The following is an 18088-nucleotide window of genomic DNA, read 5'->3' as shown; positions in this document are numbered from 1 at the left end:
TCGACCATAAAATCAATTCATGTTATTTATAAATTGGATTCCTTAATGGAATACAAGCTCACCACCAGGGGCACTCATGGATACCCAGAGCCTGCAGGCCTTTCTCGCCGTGGCCGACAGCGGCAGCTTCTCCCGCGCCGCCGAGCAGCTGCACCTGACCCAGCCGGCGGTCAGCAAGCGCATCGCCGTGCTGGAGGGGCAGATCGACGCCCGGTTGTTCGATCGCATCGGCCGGCGCGTGAGCCTCACCGAGGCCGGCCGGGTACTGCTGCCCCGGGCGCGTCAGATCCTGGTGATGGTCGACGACAGCCGCCGGGCGCTGGGTAACCTCGAGGGCAGCGTGGCCGGCAGCTTAACGCTGGCCACCAGCCACCATATCGGCCTGCATCGGCTGCCGCCGCTGCTCAAGGCCTATACCCGCGAGCACCCCGACGTGCGACTCGACCTCCACTTCCTGGATTCCGAGCTGGCCTATCAGGGGGTACTGGACGGCGAGCTGGAGCTCGCCGTGGTGACCCTCGCTCCGCACCCGGATCCGCAGCTCGAGGTGGTGCCGGTGTGGGTCGACCGGCTGTGCTTCGTCTGCGGACCGGACCACCCCCTGGCCGGGCGAGGCCGGCTGGGACTGCACGAGCTCTGCACCTTCGATGCGGTGCTGCCGGGCCCGCTGACCTTCACCCGCGGGCTGATCGAGTCGCGTTTCGCCTCGGCCGGGCTCGAACTTCCGGTGGCGCTCTCCACCAACTACCTGGAAACGCTGAAGATGATGACCGCCATCGGCCTGGGCTGGAGCCTGCTGCCGGAGCGCATGGTGGCCGGCGAGCTGCACGAGCTGGACGTCGACCACCCGCCCATCCATCGCCCGCTGGGCTACCTGGTGCATCGCAGCCGTACCCGTTCCAACCCCGCCCGGGCCATGCTGGCCCAACTCAATGCCGCCCGTGAGCCGGCGGCCAGGGAGTGGCAGTGACGTTAAGGTCTAGGGGTTTGTAGGCGCCGTGCCTGCGCTGCGATCCGTTGCGAAGTGGCGACGGGGTTATGTTTAGGTTCATCGCAGACTGGCGTGATCATTGACCACACGATACCGGCTGGCCATCCGACCCTGTAGGCCCGGTAAGCGTCAGCGCACCGGGCATGGCGAGGGCACCATCGTCATGCCGGATGCGCCTCCGGCTTATCCGTCCTACGCGACACTCCCGCTGTTTTCACGCCGATTTGCGAAGAACCTATTTTTAGTAAGCCACCCTACTCCCAGGACAGACACGCCAGGAATTGTTTAGACTGCTTAGCATTTGCCACAGGAACCTCCTGCGTGTCCGACACTCCCGCGACAAGCATCGTCCCGCGTCGCGCCCTGGCCGGAGGGCTGGTGCTGGCCGGCTTGATTCTGCAGATAGCACAGCTCACCAACCTTTTCCCCCTGGCACATGCGGTGGGCTACTGCCTGTGGCTGGCCACCGCGCTGCTGTGGGTCGACATTCCCCGGCGAACTCGCCGCCAAGCCGGGATTCTCGCGGCGATCGGCCTGGGGCTGCTGGTACTGACACGCAGCTGGCACGACGCCAGCATCGACTGGGCCGGTATCCTCGACGGCAATACCTATGTGGTCACCATGCTGGTCGGCGTCAGCTTCATCGGCCTGATCGGCAACCTGCGCGGGCGGTCACGTCCGTCGGGCAAGGCCCTAACCGGAACCCGCGGCATGCTGGGCACCTGGCTGGGCGTGCATCTGCTCGGCTCGATTCTCAATCTCTCCACGGTGTTCATGGTTGGCGACCGTCTCGAGCGTCGTGCCCCGCTCTCCACACCCCAGTTGCTGGGACTCAACCGCGGCCTCACCAGCGCCGCGCTGTGGTCACCCTTCTTCGCCTCCATGGGCGTGGTGATGACGCTGACGCCGGCGATGCACTATGCCACCATCCTCGCCTTCGGCTTGCCGCTGGCCCTGGTCTCGGGCCTGCTGACGGTCGGCGAACTGTCGCGCCGTTTCGAACTGGCCGACACCGCCGGCTTCTCGCTATCGCCGCCGAGCCTACTGATGCCGGTGAGCATGGCGGCCCTGGTGATGCTGTTCCATTACGTGCTGACTCCCCACCTGCCCATCGTTAGCATCATCACCTTCCTGCTGCCGAGCGTAGCACTGCTCACCAACCTGCCGCAGGGGCCACACTGGACCCTGCGCCGAGTACATCAGCACACCCTGACCCGGCTGCCCGCCATGCGCGGCGAGATATCGCTGTTCCTCTGCGCGGGACTGCTAACCCAGGGGCTCTCAACCTTCATCACCGCGGCCACGGGCAGCGACTGGACGCTGTTTGCCCACTTCGGCCCCCTGGAGGCCATCGCCAGTTTCCTGGCCATCGTCGCCAGTGCCGTGGCTGGCCTGCATCCGATCATTGGTGTATCGGTGCTCGCCTCGATGCTCGACCTGAACGCCGAACGTCAGACCCTGTTCGCCTTCGTGGCGCTGGCCTCCTGGGCGGTGGGCACCAGCGTTGGCCCGCTCTCGGGTATCAACCTCTCGCTGCAAGGGCGCTACGGCGTCAGCGGAATGACGATGATGCGCCACAATCTCGGCTATGCCGCCCTCATGACGCTACTGGTGGTGGGTGCCATTCTAGTGATGGAAACAAGCCTTTAAGGCATTGGAGAGGCCGCCCTGTAGGAGCGATCGCTTGCGTCGCGATCCGCCGCGCAGCGGCGGCGATCCGGCAGATTACTTCGGTGCGCGCACGAAGTAGCGATGGCCACATTGGTGGCAAGGCTCGATGCGGGTCACCCCCTCGAGCTCGACGAGGGCATCGCAGTGCACGCAGGCCATGCGCCCGGGGGCGGCCATCTCGCCAGCCACGTAGTCGGCGCGGGACGCCTCCAGGTCGTCCTCGAGCCGCTCGCGCTCGATCACGCTGCGATCGGCGATGGAAAACAGCGACTCCACCACCTTGCGCGACAGCATCGAAAGATCGATCCCTAGCCAGCTGGCCACGCTCTCACCGCCGGCACCTAGGTAGCGACGCATCTCTTTAAGGTCGCGCTCCACCCAGGCACGCAGCAGCGACAGCTCGTCCTTGGTGAACTCCGCCAGCTCTTCCTCGAACTCCACCGCCTCGTCCAGCTCTTTCTGCAGACTCTCCCAGGTCAGCTCCTCGGCGCCCTCGCGCAGCCGGTCGAGCATGCGCTCGTAGCCCTCGCGAAGGCGGTGGTCGTGGTGCGGATCCTTGTGCTCACTCATGTGGCTCTCCTCGTATCGCGATGGGGCTTGCGCGCCCGGCAGCGTTGGCCCGTAGCCGCCGGGCGCCGTGCTGGGGTATCCTAGCGCACAGCCAGTTATTCCATTTAGACGACATCCCGCCGGAAATTCAATGGTTTCGCGCCGCCACGGCGCCGGATCTTGACGCCGGACAAGGGCCGCTGACATGCGCAGCACCAGGCCGCTGCGCTCGACTTTCAAGGTACCCGAACAGAGCGATGGACGCACAGTACAAGCCCCACGACACCGAACGCGACGCCCAGCAGTTCTGGGACGAGAACCAGTGCTTCAAGGCAGTGGAAGACGCCAGCCGCGAGAAGTTCTACTGCCTGTCGATGTTCCCCTACCCCAGCGGCAAGCTGCACATGGGGCATGTGCGCAACTACACCATCGGCGATGTAGTCTCGCGCTACCAGCGCATGCAGGGCAAGAACGTCATGCAGCCCATGGGCTGGGACGCCTTCGGCATGCCGGCGGAGAACGCCGCCATCCAGAACGGGGTACCGCCAGCCAAGTGGACCTACGACAACATCGCTTACATGCGCCGCCAGCTCAAGGCGCTGGGCTTCGCCTACGATTGGAGCCGCGAGTTCGCCACCTGCGATGTCGACTATTACCGCTGGGAGCAGTGGTTCTTCACCAAGCTGGTGGAGAAGGGTCTGGTCTACAAGAAGATGTCCACCGTCAACTGGGATCCGGTCGACCAGACGGTGCTGGCCAACGAGCAGGTGATCGAGGGCCGCGGCTGGCGCTCCGGCGCGCTGGTGGAGCGCAAGGAGATCCCGCTGTGGTTCCTCAAGATCACCGACTACGCCGAGGAGCTGCTGGCCGATCTGGAACGCATCGACTGGCCGGAGCAGGTCAAGACCATGCAGCGCAACTGGATCGGCAAGTCGCGCGGCGTGGAGCTGACCTTTGATATCAAACCCGCCGAGGGCTCCGGCCTCGAGACCGGGGAGGGGCCGCTCGCAGTCTATACCACCCGCCCCGATACCCTGATGGGCGTCACCTACATGGCCGTGGCCGCCGACCATCCGCTGGCCAGGCAGGCCGCCGAGCACAACCCGGCGCTGGCCGACTTCTGCGCCGCGTGCGCCCGCGGCGGCACCTCAGAAGCCGAGCTGGCCACCCGCGAGAAGCAGGGCATGCCCACCGGCCACCTGGCCGTGCATCCTCTCACCGGCCGCGAGGTGCCGGTCTATGTGGCCAACTTCGTGCTGATGGAGTTCGGCACCGGCGCGGTGATGGCCGTACCCGCCCATGACCAGCGTGACTGGGAGTTCGCCACCAAGTACGGGCTGCCCATCGAGCCGGTGATCGCCGACGACAACGGCCAGGAACCAGATCTCTGTGCAGGCGCCTATGCCGACTACGGCATGCTGATCAACTCAGGCGAGTTTAATGGGCTGGACTTCGAGGCAGCGTTTGATGCCATCGCCAAGCGGCTTGAGGAACTCGGCCGCGGCGAGGTGAAGACCAACTTCCGCCTGCGCGACTGGGGCGTGGCTCGCCAGCGCTACTGGGGGGCGCCAATCCCGGTCAAGTACGGCCCCGAGGGCCAGACGGTAGCGCTCAGCGACGAGGAACTGCCGGTGGCCCTGCCCATGGAGGTCACCGTCGATGCCAGCGGATCGCCGCTCAAGCGCATGCCCGAGTTCTACGACCTCGGCGACGGCTGGACCCGCGAGACCGACACCTTCGACACCTTCATGGAGTCCTCCTGGTACTTCGCGCGCTTCTGCTGTGCCGACAACATGCAGGCGATGCTCGACGAGCGGGTCGACTACTGGCTGCCGGTGGACCTCTACATCGGCGGCATCGAGCACGCCATCCTGCATCTGCTCTATGCGCGCTTCTTCACCAAGCTGATGCGCGACCTGGGGCTGGTGAAGAGCGACGAACCCTTCCAGCGCCTGCTCACCCAAGGCATGGTGATCGCCGAGACCTACTACCGCTCCACCGAGAACGGCGGCAAGGCGTGGTTCAACCCCGCCGATGTCGAGGTCAAGCGCGACGAGAAGGGGCGCCCGGTCAGCGCCGTGCTGGCAAGTGATGGGGCGCCGGTGGAGATGGGCGGCATCGAGAAGATGTCGAAGTCGAAGAACAACGGCGTCGACCCGCAATCGATGATCGAGCGCTTCGGCGCCGACACCGTGCGCCTGTTCATGATGTTCGCCGCCCCGCCGGAGCAGTCCCTGGAGTGGTCCGATACTGGCGTCGAGGGCGCCCATCGTTTCCTAAAGCGCCTGTGGCGCCTGGTCAGCGAGCACCTCGCCGCCGGCGAGCCCGCCACGCTAGAGCTGGCTGCCCTCAGCGAGCCCCAGCGCGAGCTGCGTCGCAAGACCCACGAGACGATCAAGAAGGCTGGCGACGACATCGGCCGACGCACCACCTTCAACACCGCCATTGCCGCCGTCATGGAGCTGACCAACGCCCTTTCGAAGTTCGAGGACACCTCGCCCCAGGGCCTGGCGGTGGCCCGTGAGGCAGTGGAGGCCTGCGTGCTGCTGCTCGCGCCGATCACTCCCCACGCCTGCCACAGTCTCTGGCAGGCGCTGGGCCATGATGAACCGGCGATCGACGCCCGCTGGCCACAGGTCGATGAAGCCGCCCTGGAACGCGACACCATCGAGCTGGTGGTGCAGGTCAACGGCAAATTGCGCGCGCGCCTCGAGATCGAGGCCGATGCCGACAAGGCCGCCATCGAGGCCCAGGCCCTGGCAGCCGAGAATGTCCAGCGCCACATCGCGGGCAAGACCATCCGCAAGGTAATCGTGGTGCCCGGCAAGCTGGTCAATATCGTGGTTGGCTGAACGCCCCTTTCATCGCGCCAGACGGGAGACTGACCCATGTATCGCCGACACTTTCTGCGAATCGGCCTCGTCGCTGGCGCCTCCCTGGCGCTGGCCGGCTGCGGCTTTCGCCTGCGCGGCTTCGACGAGCCATTGGAGGCCATCGATGCCCTGGCCCTGGAAGGTGCGGAGAGCGAGCTGGCCCAGCAAGTCGCCCGCCGATTGAAGAGTAGCGGCACGCGGGTCGACGAGCAGGCGGCGCTTGTGCTCAACCTGGGCCCGGAAGACTTCCGTGAACGACGCCTGAGCGTGCTCGACAGCGGGCCGCGCGAGCTGGAGATGAGCCTTGAAGTGCCCTTCTCGGTGCAGCGGCGTTCCGACGGTGCCTACCTGCTCGATCAGCAGCGCCTGGCGGTTCGCGAACAAATCATGGTCAACGATGACGAACTGCTGGCGCAGGAGGAGCTGCGCCAGGCAGCACGCGACAGGCTGCGCAATGCAGCCGTGAGCCAGCTGATGGACCGCCTGCGCGCGCTATGAAGGTCTTCCCCGACAAGCTTCAAGAGGCACTGGCCAGGAAGCTCCCGCCGGTGGTGATCGTCGCCGGCGAGGAGCCGCTGCAGCACATGGAAGCCTGCGACGCCGTCCGCGCCGCCGCTCGCCAGGCGGGCGTCGATGAGCGCGAGGTGCTGCACGTGGAGGCCAACTTCGCCTGGGGACGCCTCACCGAGGCCGCCGCCAGCCTCTCGCTGTTCGCCACGCGACGGCTGATCGAGGTGCGGCTGAGCAGTGGCAAGCCCGGCCAGGAAGGCGCCAAGGTGCTGCGCGACTATGCCGAATCCCTCAAGGGCAGCGACGATGTGCTGCTGCTCTCCACCGGCAAGCTCGACTACCGCGAGCAGAAGAGCGCCTGGTTCAAGGCGCTGGACAAGATTGGGCTCTTCGTGCCGGTGTGGCCGGTAGACCCCTCGCGACTGGGCTTCTGGCTGCGCGACCGAGCCTCCCGCCACGGCCTCTCCCTGGATCTTGATGCCGCCCGGCTGCTAGGCGAGCGCACCGAGGGCAACCTGCTGGCCGCCGACCAGGAACTGCAGAAGCTGGCGCTGCTGCTGCCGGCGGGGGCGCGGGTCAGCCCTCGGGAAATCGCCGGTGGCGTGGAGGACAGCGCCCGTTATGACGTCTTCACCCTGATGGATGCCTGTCTCAAGGGCGAGCGCGCCAGGGTCTCGCGAATCATCGCCGGCCTGCGCGGCGAGGGTGTCGAAGCGCCCATCGTGCTCTGGGCGCTCTCCCGGGAGCTGCGCATCCTGCTCTCTCTCCAGCAGCACCTCGACCAGGGCCAGAGCCTTGAGCATGCCTGCAAGGCCCAGAAGCCGCCGATCTTCGAAAAGCGACGCCCCGCCTATCAGCAGGCCCTCGCCCGCCTACCGCTCAAGCGCCTGCACAAGCTGCTGCTGTTCGCCCAGCGCCTCGACCTGGCGATCAAGGGCGCCAGCCGCGTACCGCTGTGGGAAGGCCTGCATGATCTGTCCCTGACCCTGGCCGGCGGACGCGGCCTGCTCGCCGAGCAGCCCTCCTCCTACCGCATCGGCTAACCTGACACCACGGGTTTTTGGGAACGACGGTTCAGCACACGACGTCAGATCGCGATGGCGGCGCCAACCGCTCAGCAAACGGAGCTCCCACGGGGTGGTATCGCTCATTGCTTGATCATCAACGTACGAATGCCCTGCTCTCCTCCCACAAGGGCATGAAATATCGCCGCATTCCATCATATACTGCAGCGGCATCGCTGTTTCGTCGTCCTGCATGGAAGCAGGAACGATGGAGCCTGGAGCCGGAAGCCCAACCCGAGAAAAGGGAACACCGTCATGATGAACACACTCTGCCGTTACCTCAGCCCACTGCTGATCACCGCCCTGGTGCTAACCAGCCTGCCGGTCGCTGCCGCACCGGCCACTCCCGGCGCAGGCCTGATCACTACCCAGGAGGCCCTGAAAGCCGAGCGGTCAGTGGAGGATCGGGCGCGAATCCATGAGATTCTCGCCCGCGACGATGTCCAGCAGCAGCTCGTCGCCCAAGGCGTCGATCCCGCCGAGGTGAAGGCCCGCGTGGCCGCCCTCTCCGATGCGGAAGCCGCCCGCATGGCCGATCAGCTCGACCAGCTGCCGGCCGGTGCCAGCGTGGTCGGCGCCCTCTTCGCGGTCTTCGTGATTTTGCTGATCACCGACATCCTGGGCCTGACCGACGTCTACCCCTTCACGCGCTGAAGACAAGGATGCCGTCTTTCGCCTCGAGCCCTAGCAGACACGCCAACGCCCGCATCGCGGGCGTTGGCGTCATGTTGCTGTCGATGCTGCTCCTGACCGGCTGTGCAACCACGCCGCAGCTCAGTGAGGCTACCCGGCAGCAAGTGCCCGAACGAGTGCTGCTCGAGGGGGTGCCTTTCCACGCCCAACGCGACTACCAGTGCGGGCCGGCGTCGCTGGCCATGGTGCTACAGGCGCAAGGGGCGAAGGTCGACGTCGACACTCTGATTCCCCAGGTCTTCCTGCCAGGACGGCAAGGCAGTGTGCAGCCCGAGATGCTTGCCACGGTGCGCCGCCACGGGCACATCCCCTTTCGGATCGCGCCCAACTTCGACAGTCTGCTCACTGAGATTGCCGCCGGTCATCCGGTGGTGGTGATGCAGAACCTCTCCCTGCCGGCCTGGCCGGTATGGCACTACGCCGTGGCCATCGGCTTCGACCTCGACGAGCAGACGCTGACCCTGCACAGCGGCATGACAGCGAAGCGCAGCGTCGCTTTCTCGCGCTTTGATGCGACCTGGGCGCGCAGCGATCGCTGGGCCTTCGTCGCCCTGCCGCCAGGCGCGCTACCCGCCTCCCTAGAAGCCGAGCCAGCCCTGCAGGCCATCGCCGACTTCGAGCGCGTGCAGGGCGCAGCCGCCAGCCTGCCTGCCTGGGAGGCCCTAGTGGTACGATATTCTGGTTCTGCCATGGGATACTTCGCCCTGGGCAATGCCCGTCACGCCAACGGCGATAGCGAAGGCGCCGAACAGGCGTTCGCCCAGGCTGTAGCTCAAGAACCTGAGATGGCCGTCGCCTGGCTCAACCTCGGCCTGCTCCATCGCGAGCAAGGCGAAACCCGTCAGGCTCGCCAGGCCCTGCAGAATGCCGCTGCCCTCCCCGGACCCTGGCAGCAACCCGCCCTGGAAGCGCTGGCGGCGCTGTAATAGACCCAGCGCCACCTTGGCTCTCTCTGCTTACTCCGCGAGCGCCTCCTTCAGCGCCCTTTCCCAACGCGCGTCACGCTCCCCGGCGACAATGAAATCAGGGTTGAGCAGGTCTTCCTGCTGGTTGCAGCGCAGGGGCTGCAGGGTGCGAGCGTCGAGCACTTCGCCGCCGGCCGCGGTGACCACCGCCTGGGCGGCGGCGGTATCCCACTCACAGGTAGGGGCCAGACGGGGATAGAGGTCGGCCTCACCCTCGGCCACCAGACAGAGCTTGATCGAACTGCCCATGGAGACGCAGACATGCGCCGGCAGGCCTTCACGAAAGGTCTCGAAGGCCCCGGTACCGTGCCGTCGGCTGCCCACTACCTTCCACGGCTCGATATCCGGGTTGGGCAGCACCCGCACATGGATCGCGAAACGCTCCTCGTTCTTCCACTTGAAGGCGCCCTGCCCCGCCTGGCCTACCCAGGTCGTAACCAGCACCGGCGCGTGGACGATGCCAAATACCGGCACGCCATTCTCGACCAGCGCCACATTGAGGGTGAACTCACCGTTACGGCTGATGAACTCCTTGGTGCCGTCCAGCGGATCGACCAGCCAGTAGCGCGCCCAGTGGCGGCGTGTCTCGAAGGGGATCTCCCCGGACTCCTCGGAGAGCACCGGCACACCTGGCGTGAGCGCTTTCAGCAGCGCCACCAGGGCATGGTGCGACGCCATGTCCGCCTCAGTCAGTGGACTCTCGTCGGCCTTCGCCTCGACGGAGAAGTCCTCGGCGTAGATCGCCAGCACCTCGCGCCCGGCAGCATGCACGCCCTCAAGCAAGCGCTCACGCAGGGCATCGGTCACGAAATCGGTCATGTCGGCTCCTCGAAATGTCGGAAATGCCCTAAGGATACTTCCCGTTCCTGTTGCCAGGCCAATTCGCTGGCACGCAACGACACCCAGCAAGCAAGACATAGCCCCAGATAACCGCTCAATCCGACGGAGTCACGCAGCATCGATTGGCTCAGGCCAAAGTCGATATAGGCCACGCAGAGCATCATGCCGGCCCCGGCCATCAGCTGGACCTCGACAGGGCCCGCCGAACGCAAACGGCGCCAGAACAGCCACAGCGGTATCCCATAAAGCATCAGCAGCATCGTTACTCCCACCAGGCCGCGCCGGGCGGCCGTGTCGATGATATCGCTATGCAATTGGCCAAAGCGCTTGATTAGCGGGCTGAGCTGGCCATCGTTGATCAGTGCGTGGACACGCGGCACGACCCCGCCCTCACCCCAGCCCAGCAGTGGCTTCTCGCTCCAGAGCATCAGAGCGCTGCGCCACATTTCCAGACGCATTCCCACCGAGCCATGCGTCTCCCCTGCCCGAAACTGTTGCACTTCGCTTACAGCTAACGCCAGGCGCGGGGTCACATTGCTGCTGGGTAAAAGCGCTGCCCCAATGATGAGCATGGCCACCAGGCCAACCGAGAGATAGCGCCATTCGTTCTGCAGCAGGCCCCTAGAGGTTCGCAGCCACAGTGCCAGCAAGAAGGGCAGTGCCAGCCAGCCACCGCGCGTTCCCGAGAGCAGCGAACCCAGAATGCCCATCAGCCCCGCCAGCAGGGCCAGACACGCCAGCATTCGTGACCTGGCAGGGCGGCGGGGAAGGCACCACAGCAGGGCCAGCAGCGAGAGCCCACCCAGCAGCAAGGCAAGATTGCCGAAGGGAATTGCATTCAAGCCATTGCTGGCCCGCACATTGCCCAGCACCAGCCGCTCATGGAGGGCGATCGTGCCGGCGCCCAGAGCCCCGCAGCACACCGCTACCCAGAACGCGCGAACTCCCGGCGGATGGCGCAGAAACCATATCAGCAGCAGCGCTGCCAACCATGGCCAGAACGGCAGCGGAATCGCCCATCCGGGCGAATCCAGCGGCCAGTGCCCACTGCGCGCGACATCGAGCAACCAGAGCCCGCCATAGGCCAGCAACACCACGACCAACAGCCAGTCATCACGCTCGAGGCTGGCAGGCGCCCTGCCGGCATGACGACTCCGCGCGGTCACAAGCTCCATGGCGACAGTGCAAGGCACAAACAGCGCCAATCCCAGCAAGGGCATACCCCAGTGAGCCCAGGGCACTACCACCAACAGGGCGACGAAAAGAAACAGCAGTAAAGCCCGCAGACCCTCTTGAAGCTCACCTTGCTCTCGCCATTTCATGGCTTCGAACCTCCGGCCGGGTGCGCTGTTGTATCGCGCTCTACCAGCAGCCCTGCCATGCGCATCTGCTCCAGCAGGGCGTTCAGGTCCGCCTCGAGCCGCTGGCGAGAGACCTGGTATCGCCCCAACAGGACCGCCAAAGTGTTCTCCATCGAACCCTGCGTCATCAACAGTTGCCAGAACTCTGCGCTGATACCCGCCAAGCCATACACGCTGGCGGCTTCGTCAGCCTCTGGCGGTATCACAGCAACAAGCACGCCATCACCCTGGCAGCACCACAACACGCGGTCCTCGGCGCGAATATCGGCCTCGGAAACCGGCATATTCAGTATCAGTCTTGGCAGATAATCCACAGCGCCATCGTTTTCGAGCCGACGAAGCAGCAGGCGACGCTTGAGAGAGCGTGATGGCGGCACCACATCCCAGCCTTCCATGAAGCATCCTTTCACTTCATCCCATCGCCTTGTTTGCGGCGTGCACCAGGCAAAGGCAACGCCCAGCGTCTGCCCCGGCCAATAGCAGTTATCACCGAGCCGGCCGAGACGCTGGCGGCGCCACGCGTCATGCCCCGCCTCACCCGGAGCCGGCGATGTATCCTCGAGGGTCGCGCCGGACAAACAGGCCAATATCCTGGGTTCTCGCGAAACGATACCGGCGCAGAGCGCCTCTGGGGCATAAAGGGGGCAGAACACCACCGAATCGGCGGGGGTGCGGCTAAGACTTTCTCGCAACCGGGTACCGGAGAGGCTGCAATCGTCTATCAAGAACAGCGTCCTCTCGGTATCGGCAGCATCCAAGGTGGTCAGCTGGTCGGGCCGCAGCTCCAGATGGTAGGCAAGCATTCCCAGCACGATCAGGCCACCGCGGGGAATGGCGGCAAACTGCGCAGATCCCAGCAACTCGGCACCGAAGGCCGCGACCAGTCTCTCTGCCAGCCGGCCACACACGGTCTCTGCCTGCGCATAGTCGACAAACTGACGTTCGTACAGAAGGACATCCAAGTGCTCTCTCAGCTCCACCATCAGCGTCTGCTGTTCATCGGTAAAGGTGCCTGCCACCGCCAGCAGCGGCGAGGGATCGCACCGCCCGATCAGTACCAAGCCAGGCAGCCGAGACCAGAGGGGATTGGCACGAATGGCCGCCGCCAGCTCCTCGAGAGCCGAAGGTACGTCCGGCTGAGCGGTCGACGAGAGGAGTCTCTCCGGGGGAACGCGAGTGCCATCATAGAGTGGCACCATGAGGTTGACTGCGCTCACGTACCAGCCTTCTGGTCACGCGCGATGGCCGCATGCACATCCGCCAGATGATCGAAGCTATTCGGGTAACGCAAGCGCTTGACGGGCACGGCTTGTGCCAGGCGTGCTAGATGAGCGAAACGTTCGCGTTGCAGGGAGGTCCGCTCAAGCATGTGGCCGAGAAACGAGTGCCTGGCCAGCTCCACCACGGCGCGGGCGGGCGGCAGCCTCTCGATGACAGGGACGTCGCAGCTCTCCCTCTCGAGCAGATAGATCGCCCCAACCGGACGAGGCCCAAGGTCGAAAGCTCCCAGGTCGACCACCGGCACGCTCAGCTTGGTAAACCCCGGGTGAAAGCGGGGGTACGACTCGCCCCCATCCGTCATGAAGCACCCAAGTTGCTCGGGTGTCAGCTTGAGCTGGGGAAAGGCCGAACGGCACGGCACGCTCCCATCGCGCGCTTCCACGGCGGCGATATCATCTGCCATCAAGGGAAAGCCCGCCGTGACCATCGAGGTCACCAAAGTGCTCTTACCCGCCCCCTTGTGGCCAGCCAGCAGCACGGCATGATCGCCAACGGCGAGTGCACCTGCATGCAGGGCGAGGATGCCTTGACGCTCCAGATAGCAGGCCATGACGTGCCCCAGCAGCAGGACATTGACCATGAAGGCAAGCGCGGGATCGACCAGCCGACACTCAATCTCTCCCGGGCGCAAGAAAAAGTCGGCAATGCCGGGAAATCGCATCAACCAGGTCGTTCCGCTCTCCTCGAACAGTTGAACGCGGGACTCCCCCGAGCCGTTGAGACGCTTGCTGAGGTAGAGGACATTGCCAGTGCAACCCTGCCTGCCGGCCGAATCAGCCGGCAGGCAGCTAAAAGAGAGCTCGGGAGCCGCCGACGATGGAGCTTCCGCCATGGAAGTAGTCAGTTCAATATTGGCAAGGGTGTCAAAGCCGAACAGGTAAAAGCGAGGCATGACCCCCTCCACGGGGTGAATTCTGAGACGAGAAGGGTAAAAGCACCCATCGCTGACGTAACGGAAGCGCAACCTTGAGATCGCGTCTCGCCCATTCTCGCGTAATATTTTGTTACCGAAAGACAAAAAAAACCATGCTCATACTATCGATTTTTACCATGACCATGACCATGACCACCTTTCCCCGAGCCCTGAGCCCATGTCACGCTGCCATCGTCATTGGAAGCACCGCTGGGAAGCACATCGCCACTACCACTGGTGTGACCTAGGCGAGTTAGCTCCGCCACAGTACCCCAGACCTTAAGCTGAGGGGGTTGATATGGCGCCTTGGCGTTAGTCTGACAGGTATTCTTTGTTTTAGTATCCATTAAGGACCTCCTTGATCATCAAAGATGATGTTTCGATATCTCACAGCACCGATCTTATCCATCTTCAGAGATACTATTCCAGCTTACCCAAGAAAAAGGTACGGATTTTCCGCAAAAAATGGCTCTTCGCGAATCGGCGTGAAACAGTGAAAATATCGCGTAGGCTGAAAAGGCGGAGATGCATCCGACGTGACGATGGCGACCTCGCCATGCCCGGTGCGCTGGCGCTTACCGAGCCTACAGGGTCAGATGGCCGGTATCATGAGGTCAACGATCACACCACTCTGCGATGAGCCAAGAAAATCTTAGACCCCGAATTGTAGCCACTGTTAAAAAAATTAATAAAAACAACGAGTAGCATGACAAAACCCTGCTTCCTATGGCCACCATCGACGCAGCCAGAGTTCCAGCGACAGCGTAGACCAGAAGTCGACATCTTGAAGGTCTCCGCGACAATGGCGCTGAAACCGTTCCCGAAAATGCGCCTCGTCGACAAAGCCAAGAGCCGCGCATCGGCTGTCGGTCAACAGGCCAAGCACCGAATCGTGGACCAGATGGCGAATCGCATGTTCGTACAGAGGCGACGGCACCACCTTCCGGCAATGCAGTAGCGCCTCATCCGGCATGATACCGCGTATCGCCTGGCGGGCAATTCGTTTCGGCTGACCGAACCTGTTGACCTGATGCTGGGGACAGGCGAGAACAAAGGCCGCCAGGCGCCGATCACTCCATGGATCCGCCTTGTCGAGACCATGGCTGGCGCAGTGGCGTTCGGCGTGGCGCATCACGCTCATGACCAGAGGCGAGAAGATCTGTCGATAGCGCTCACGTTGAGAGGCTAGGCTCCAGGCGTTGGCATCGGCAACCAGTGGATCACTGTCGGGCAAGCCGCAATCCAGCGCCAGATCGGGCGTCACGAAGGGCGGCAGGCGATCACGCGGGGAGTAAGCTGAAAGGAAGCTATCGCTGAGAGGGGCACGCCTTGCAGGCCTTGTGAGGAAATAGAGAGCGTCATCGAACACCTGCCGGATACCGAAACGCAACAGGCCCTGAGTTCGACTCAGCCCATGGCCACGTCGAAGACTAGCTAGCTCATGGCGTGCCTCGCGCCAACGTCCTTCGCGAACCAGGCCCGAGACATCGTGAATCGCTCCCCCCACCACCACATCGCCACGGTAGCCGAACCAAACGCTACGACAACCATCTGCCGCGGCGCCTTGCAGCACCCTGTCGACGAAGCCCTGGTAGATCAGGTTAAAAGGGCCATCCTCATCCGGTGCATAGGCAGCCATGTCCATCAAGGGGTAGGTCTGCTCGGCGGGAATCTCGTTGACGGGGATGGAAAAACGCTTGGCGATGCGGTAGATGTTCTCACGCTCATCGCACTCGGGATGATCCGTGAAGGCCCAGCTGTAGGCCCTGAGTGCCGGCACATCTTGGCCCTGCTCGGCCAGCCATCCGGCAATCGAGGCGACACTTCCCGAATCCAACCCACCACTCAGAGCGATAGCCGCAGGCGAGGCCACCCGACAACGACAGCGCACGGCCTCGACGAGCAGCGAACGGAAATGCTCAGCATACTCGCGGCTGTCCCGGTAGTGCAGCCGATGGGTCGGGTCCGGCTTCCATATCACGCGGCGACGCACCCTGCCGCGGCCATCGATCTCGACTTCCTCACCGGGCAGGACCTCTTCGACGCCCTCGAAGAAGGTACAGCCGGGGGGCGTCTGCTGGTCAGCGAGGTGCCATGCCATCGCCTGCCGATTGAGGCGTCTCGGCACGCCCTCCACGGCCAGTATCTGGCTCAGCTCCGTGGCAAACAGAATCCGCCTCGGCTCGACCCGATAATAGAGTGATCGCATCCCCATGGTGTCGCGGGCCAGCCGCAGGGTTCTTAGCCTGGCATCCCAGAGGGCATAGGCAAAGTCCCCTATCAGCTTGCCCGGCCCTTGCTGCGGGTCTTGCAGCAGGCTCCCGAACATCAAGCGGCTGTCGGATACCTTGTCATCCGCGGCGAAGCCGGAAGGCTGCCATGCAAGGCAGGCTCCGCGGTTATCCAGGCGCGCATCCGCAGCAAAGACCCACTGCCCCTCTAGAAATGTTTCGGGGAAGCACTCGCCGGTGCCGTCCGAGGCGCTATCCCGGGAGAGACAGGCCAGCCCCATGCCATCCTGGTAGTGATAGAAGACCTCGTCGACCACGCGGTGCCGGCATCTCAGCACCATGGCTTCCAGCGGCGAGGTCAAGTCGCAACGCCCATCGAGGCTCACGATGCCGCATATCGCACTCATTCAGGCTTCCACTTCCCGATAGTGGTATGCCTGCTGGCTGAACAGCTCGCAGTACATGCCGCCCTGGCGGATCAACTCGTCATGGGTACCGGCTTCACGAATCTCTCCCTCGTCGAGCACATAGATGTAGTCCGCCATTCTCACCGTCGAGAGCCGGTGACTGATCACCAGAGCGGCACGATGATCGATACGCTCGCGAAAGTTGGCGAACAGGTCGAACTCGGCCCCCGGGTCGAGGGCGCTGGTCGGCTCATCGAGGATGATCACTTCGGACTGGTACATGAAGGCGCGAGCGAGGGCCACCTTCTGCCATTGGCCGATGCTGAGCTCGGCCCCATCATCGAACATGCGGGTAAGCGGCGTGTCGTAGCCACTATGCAACTGATGAACAAAAGCAGCGGCGCCCGACTTGTCTCCCGCCGCCTCGACCAGGGGTGTATCCTCGGGTTGACGGATATCCCCATAACGAATATTGCTGCGCACGGTATCGGCATACATGCCATAGTCCTGGAAGATCACGCTAAACTTGCGCCGGTAGTCATCGGGCGAGAACTCGCGCACGTCGACCCCATCCAGGGTGATACGTCCCGAGGTGGGATCATAAAGGCGACAGAGCAGCTTGATCAGTGAGGTCTTGCCGGAACCATTGGCGCCGACCAAGGCGACGATCTGGCCAGGCCGGATGGTGAGATCGACATGACTCAACACGTCGCGGCTAGTTCCAGGGTAGCGAAAACCGACGTTCTCAAAGCGCATGCCCTGATTCATGCGGGCGGGCAGGGGTGCGGGGTGTTCGGGTTCCGCAATGATCGGACGCACATCGAGAAACTCGAACAGCAGGCCAATATACAGGTGGTCTTCATATAGCTTGGAGAGCTGCCCCACGAGCTCCTGACCCATGGACTGGGCACGCTGGAACACCAGCAGGAAAAGCACCAGGTTACCGACACTGTTACGACCTTGAGACGTTTCCCAGGCCAGGTACGCCAGGGCCGAGAAAAATGCCGCCGTGGCCGCCGTCGCCACGCCTACTTCCACAATGGTGCGCCGACGGCTGATCGCCAGCCTCTCCTGGCGAATGGTGGCCTTGATTTCGGCGTAGCGTTCACGAAGAAAATCGCCCAGCTGATTCAGGCGCAGTTCCTTGGCGTGAATATCGGAGGTCAACAGCCAGTCAAGATAGCCGGCACGCCGCTCCATCTGCGTGCGTCTTAGTTCCCAGTTGTAGAGTTTTCGGGTGAAACGCAGCCGAACCATCAATGCTGGCACAATGGCCACGACCAATAGCGGCAATAACATCCAGTTGATGGTGGCCAGCAAGACCACGATGGCCACAAGCATCAAGGTGTTCTTGACCAACAGCATCAGGTTGTTGACGACCTGGACGGGTCGTTGGCTACCGGACTGGCGGGCGCGTTGCAGGGTGTCGAAATAGCGCGGACTCTCGTAGAAGGCGAGATCCGCGCGCACGGCGCGATCATGAATCTGGCTATCGATTTGCTCGGCCACCAGCAATCCCTGCGTCTCCCTGGCCAGCCCGGAAAAGCCCCGAGCCGCCAGAAACCCCAGGGAGCAGACACCTGTTACCGCCACCGTCCAGAGTACTTGGCCAATGCCATCGGCGGGGGCATCGCTGCCCAGCATCGTCGTCACCACGTCGACGAGTTGCTTGAGCAGGAAAAGCACCGCCAACCCGAAAATGATCTCGATAACCATCAGTCCGCTGGAAATCAGCGTCC

Annotated in this window: 15 protein-coding genes; 7 read left to right on the top strand and 8 right to left on the bottom strand. The window is 63.7% G+C overall.

Annotation, left to right across the window (positions count from 1 at the left end):
• Positions 1 to 76: 76 nt before the first annotated feature.
• Together DFO68_RS00995 and DFO68_RS00990 are read left to right on the top strand one after the other, a co-directional pair.
• Positions 77 to 970, top strand: coding sequence for a LysR family transcriptional regulator (locus DFO68_RS00995; protein ID WP_133481172.1), 894 nt, complete (start codon positions 77 to 79; stop codon positions 968 to 970).
• Positions 971 to 1312: 342 nt separating this feature from the next.
• Positions 1313 to 2641 (top strand): hypothetical protein, encoded by a 1329-nt coding sequence (locus tag DFO68_RS00990; RefSeq protein ID WP_133481170.1) that lies wholly within the window; start codon positions 1313 to 1315, stop codon positions 2639 to 2641.
• 75 nt (positions 2642 to 2716) lie between these two features.
• Here the strand turns inward: DFO68_RS00990 and DFO68_RS00985 are convergent, their stop codons facing one another.
• Complete coding sequence (locus DFO68_RS00985; protein ID WP_133481168.1) at positions 2717 to 3232, bottom strand: zinc ribbon-containing protein; 516 nt, start codon at positions 3230 to 3232, stop codon at positions 2717 to 2719.
• Positions 3233 to 3468: 236 nt separating this feature from the next.
• Here DFO68_RS00985 and leuS point away from each other — a divergent pair, with 236 nt between their 5' ends.
• From leuS to DFO68_RS00960, 5 genes are all read left to right on the top strand, one after another.
• Positions 3469 to 6063, top strand: coding sequence for a leucine--tRNA ligase (gene leuS / locus DFO68_RS00980; RefSeq protein ID WP_133481166.1), 2595 nt, complete (start codon positions 3469 to 3471; stop codon positions 6061 to 6063).
• 36 nt (positions 6064 to 6099) lie between these two features.
• Positions 6100 to 6582: an LPS assembly lipoprotein LptE gene (lptE, locus tag DFO68_RS00975; RefSeq protein WP_133481164.1), complete on the top strand. Its 483-nt coding sequence runs from the start codon at positions 6100 to 6102 to the stop codon at positions 6580 to 6582.
• Entirely contained in the window at positions 6579 to 7637 is a 1059-nt protein-coding gene (gene holA, locus DFO68_RS00970; RefSeq protein ID WP_133481161.1) for a DNA polymerase III subunit delta, read from the top strand. Before lptE ends, holA begins: the two co-directional genes overlap by 4 nt.
• 279 nt (positions 7638 to 7916) lie before the next feature.
• The gene (locus DFO68_RS00965) at positions 7917 to 8312 is read left to right on the top strand and encodes a PA2779 family protein (RefSeq protein ID WP_133481487.1); all 396 of its coding nucleotides are present in this window, start codon (positions 7917 to 7919) and stop codon (positions 8310 to 8312) included.
• Between the two features lie 71 nt (positions 8313 to 8383).
• Positions 8384 to 9277, top strand: a complete 894-nt coding sequence (locus DFO68_RS00960; protein ID WP_243726373.1) for a PA2778 family cysteine peptidase — start codon at positions 8384 to 8386, stop codon at positions 9275 to 9277.
• 30 nt (positions 9278 to 9307) lie between these two features.
• On the opposite strand, the gene cysQ is transcribed toward DFO68_RS00960, so the two are convergent.
• From cysQ to DFO68_RS00925, 7 genes are all read right to left on the bottom strand, one after another.
• Positions 9308 to 10135, bottom strand: a complete 828-nt coding sequence (gene cysQ / locus DFO68_RS00955; protein ID WP_133481157.1) for a 3'(2'),5'-bisphosphate nucleotidase CysQ — start codon at positions 10133 to 10135, stop codon at positions 9308 to 9310.
• Positions 10132 to 11478: an O-antigen ligase family protein gene (locus DFO68_RS00950; RefSeq protein ID WP_133481155.1), complete on the bottom strand. Its 1347-nt coding sequence runs from the start codon at positions 11476 to 11478 to the stop codon at positions 10132 to 10134. Before DFO68_RS00950 ends, cysQ begins: the two co-directional genes overlap by 4 nt.
• Positions 11475 to 12734, bottom strand: coding sequence for a PqqD family protein (locus tag DFO68_RS00945; protein ID WP_133481153.1), 1260 nt, complete (start codon positions 12732 to 12734; stop codon positions 11475 to 11477). Before DFO68_RS00945 ends, DFO68_RS00950 begins: the two co-directional genes overlap by 4 nt.
• Positions 12731 to 13702, bottom strand: a complete 972-nt coding sequence (locus DFO68_RS00940; protein ID WP_166637500.1) for a hypothetical protein — start codon at positions 13700 to 13702, stop codon at positions 12731 to 12733. Before DFO68_RS00940 ends, DFO68_RS00945 begins: the two co-directional genes overlap by 4 nt.
• Positions 13703 to 13833: 131 nt before the next feature.
• Complete coding sequence (locus DFO68_RS16010; protein ID WP_133481149.1) at positions 13834 to 14058, bottom strand: lasso RiPP family leader peptide-containing protein; 225 nt, start codon at positions 14056 to 14058, stop codon at positions 13834 to 13836.
• 377 nt (positions 14059 to 14435) lie between these two features.
• Complete coding sequence (locus tag DFO68_RS00930) at positions 14436 to 16349, bottom strand: asparagine synthetase B family protein (protein ID WP_133481147.1); 1914 nt, start codon at positions 16347 to 16349, stop codon at positions 14436 to 14438.
• Entirely contained in the window at positions 16350 to 18065 is a 1716-nt protein-coding gene (locus tag DFO68_RS00925; protein WP_208107324.1) for an ABC transporter ATP-binding protein, read from the bottom strand.
• Positions 18066 to 18088 lie beyond the last annotated feature (23 nt).

This window comes from Halomonas ventosae (genome assembly GCF_004361885.1).
Taxonomy (GTDB): domain Bacteria; phylum Pseudomonadota; class Gammaproteobacteria; order Pseudomonadales; family Halomonadaceae; genus Halomonas; species Halomonas ventosae_C.
This window is presented reverse-complemented; position numbering and strand designations above follow the sequence as displayed.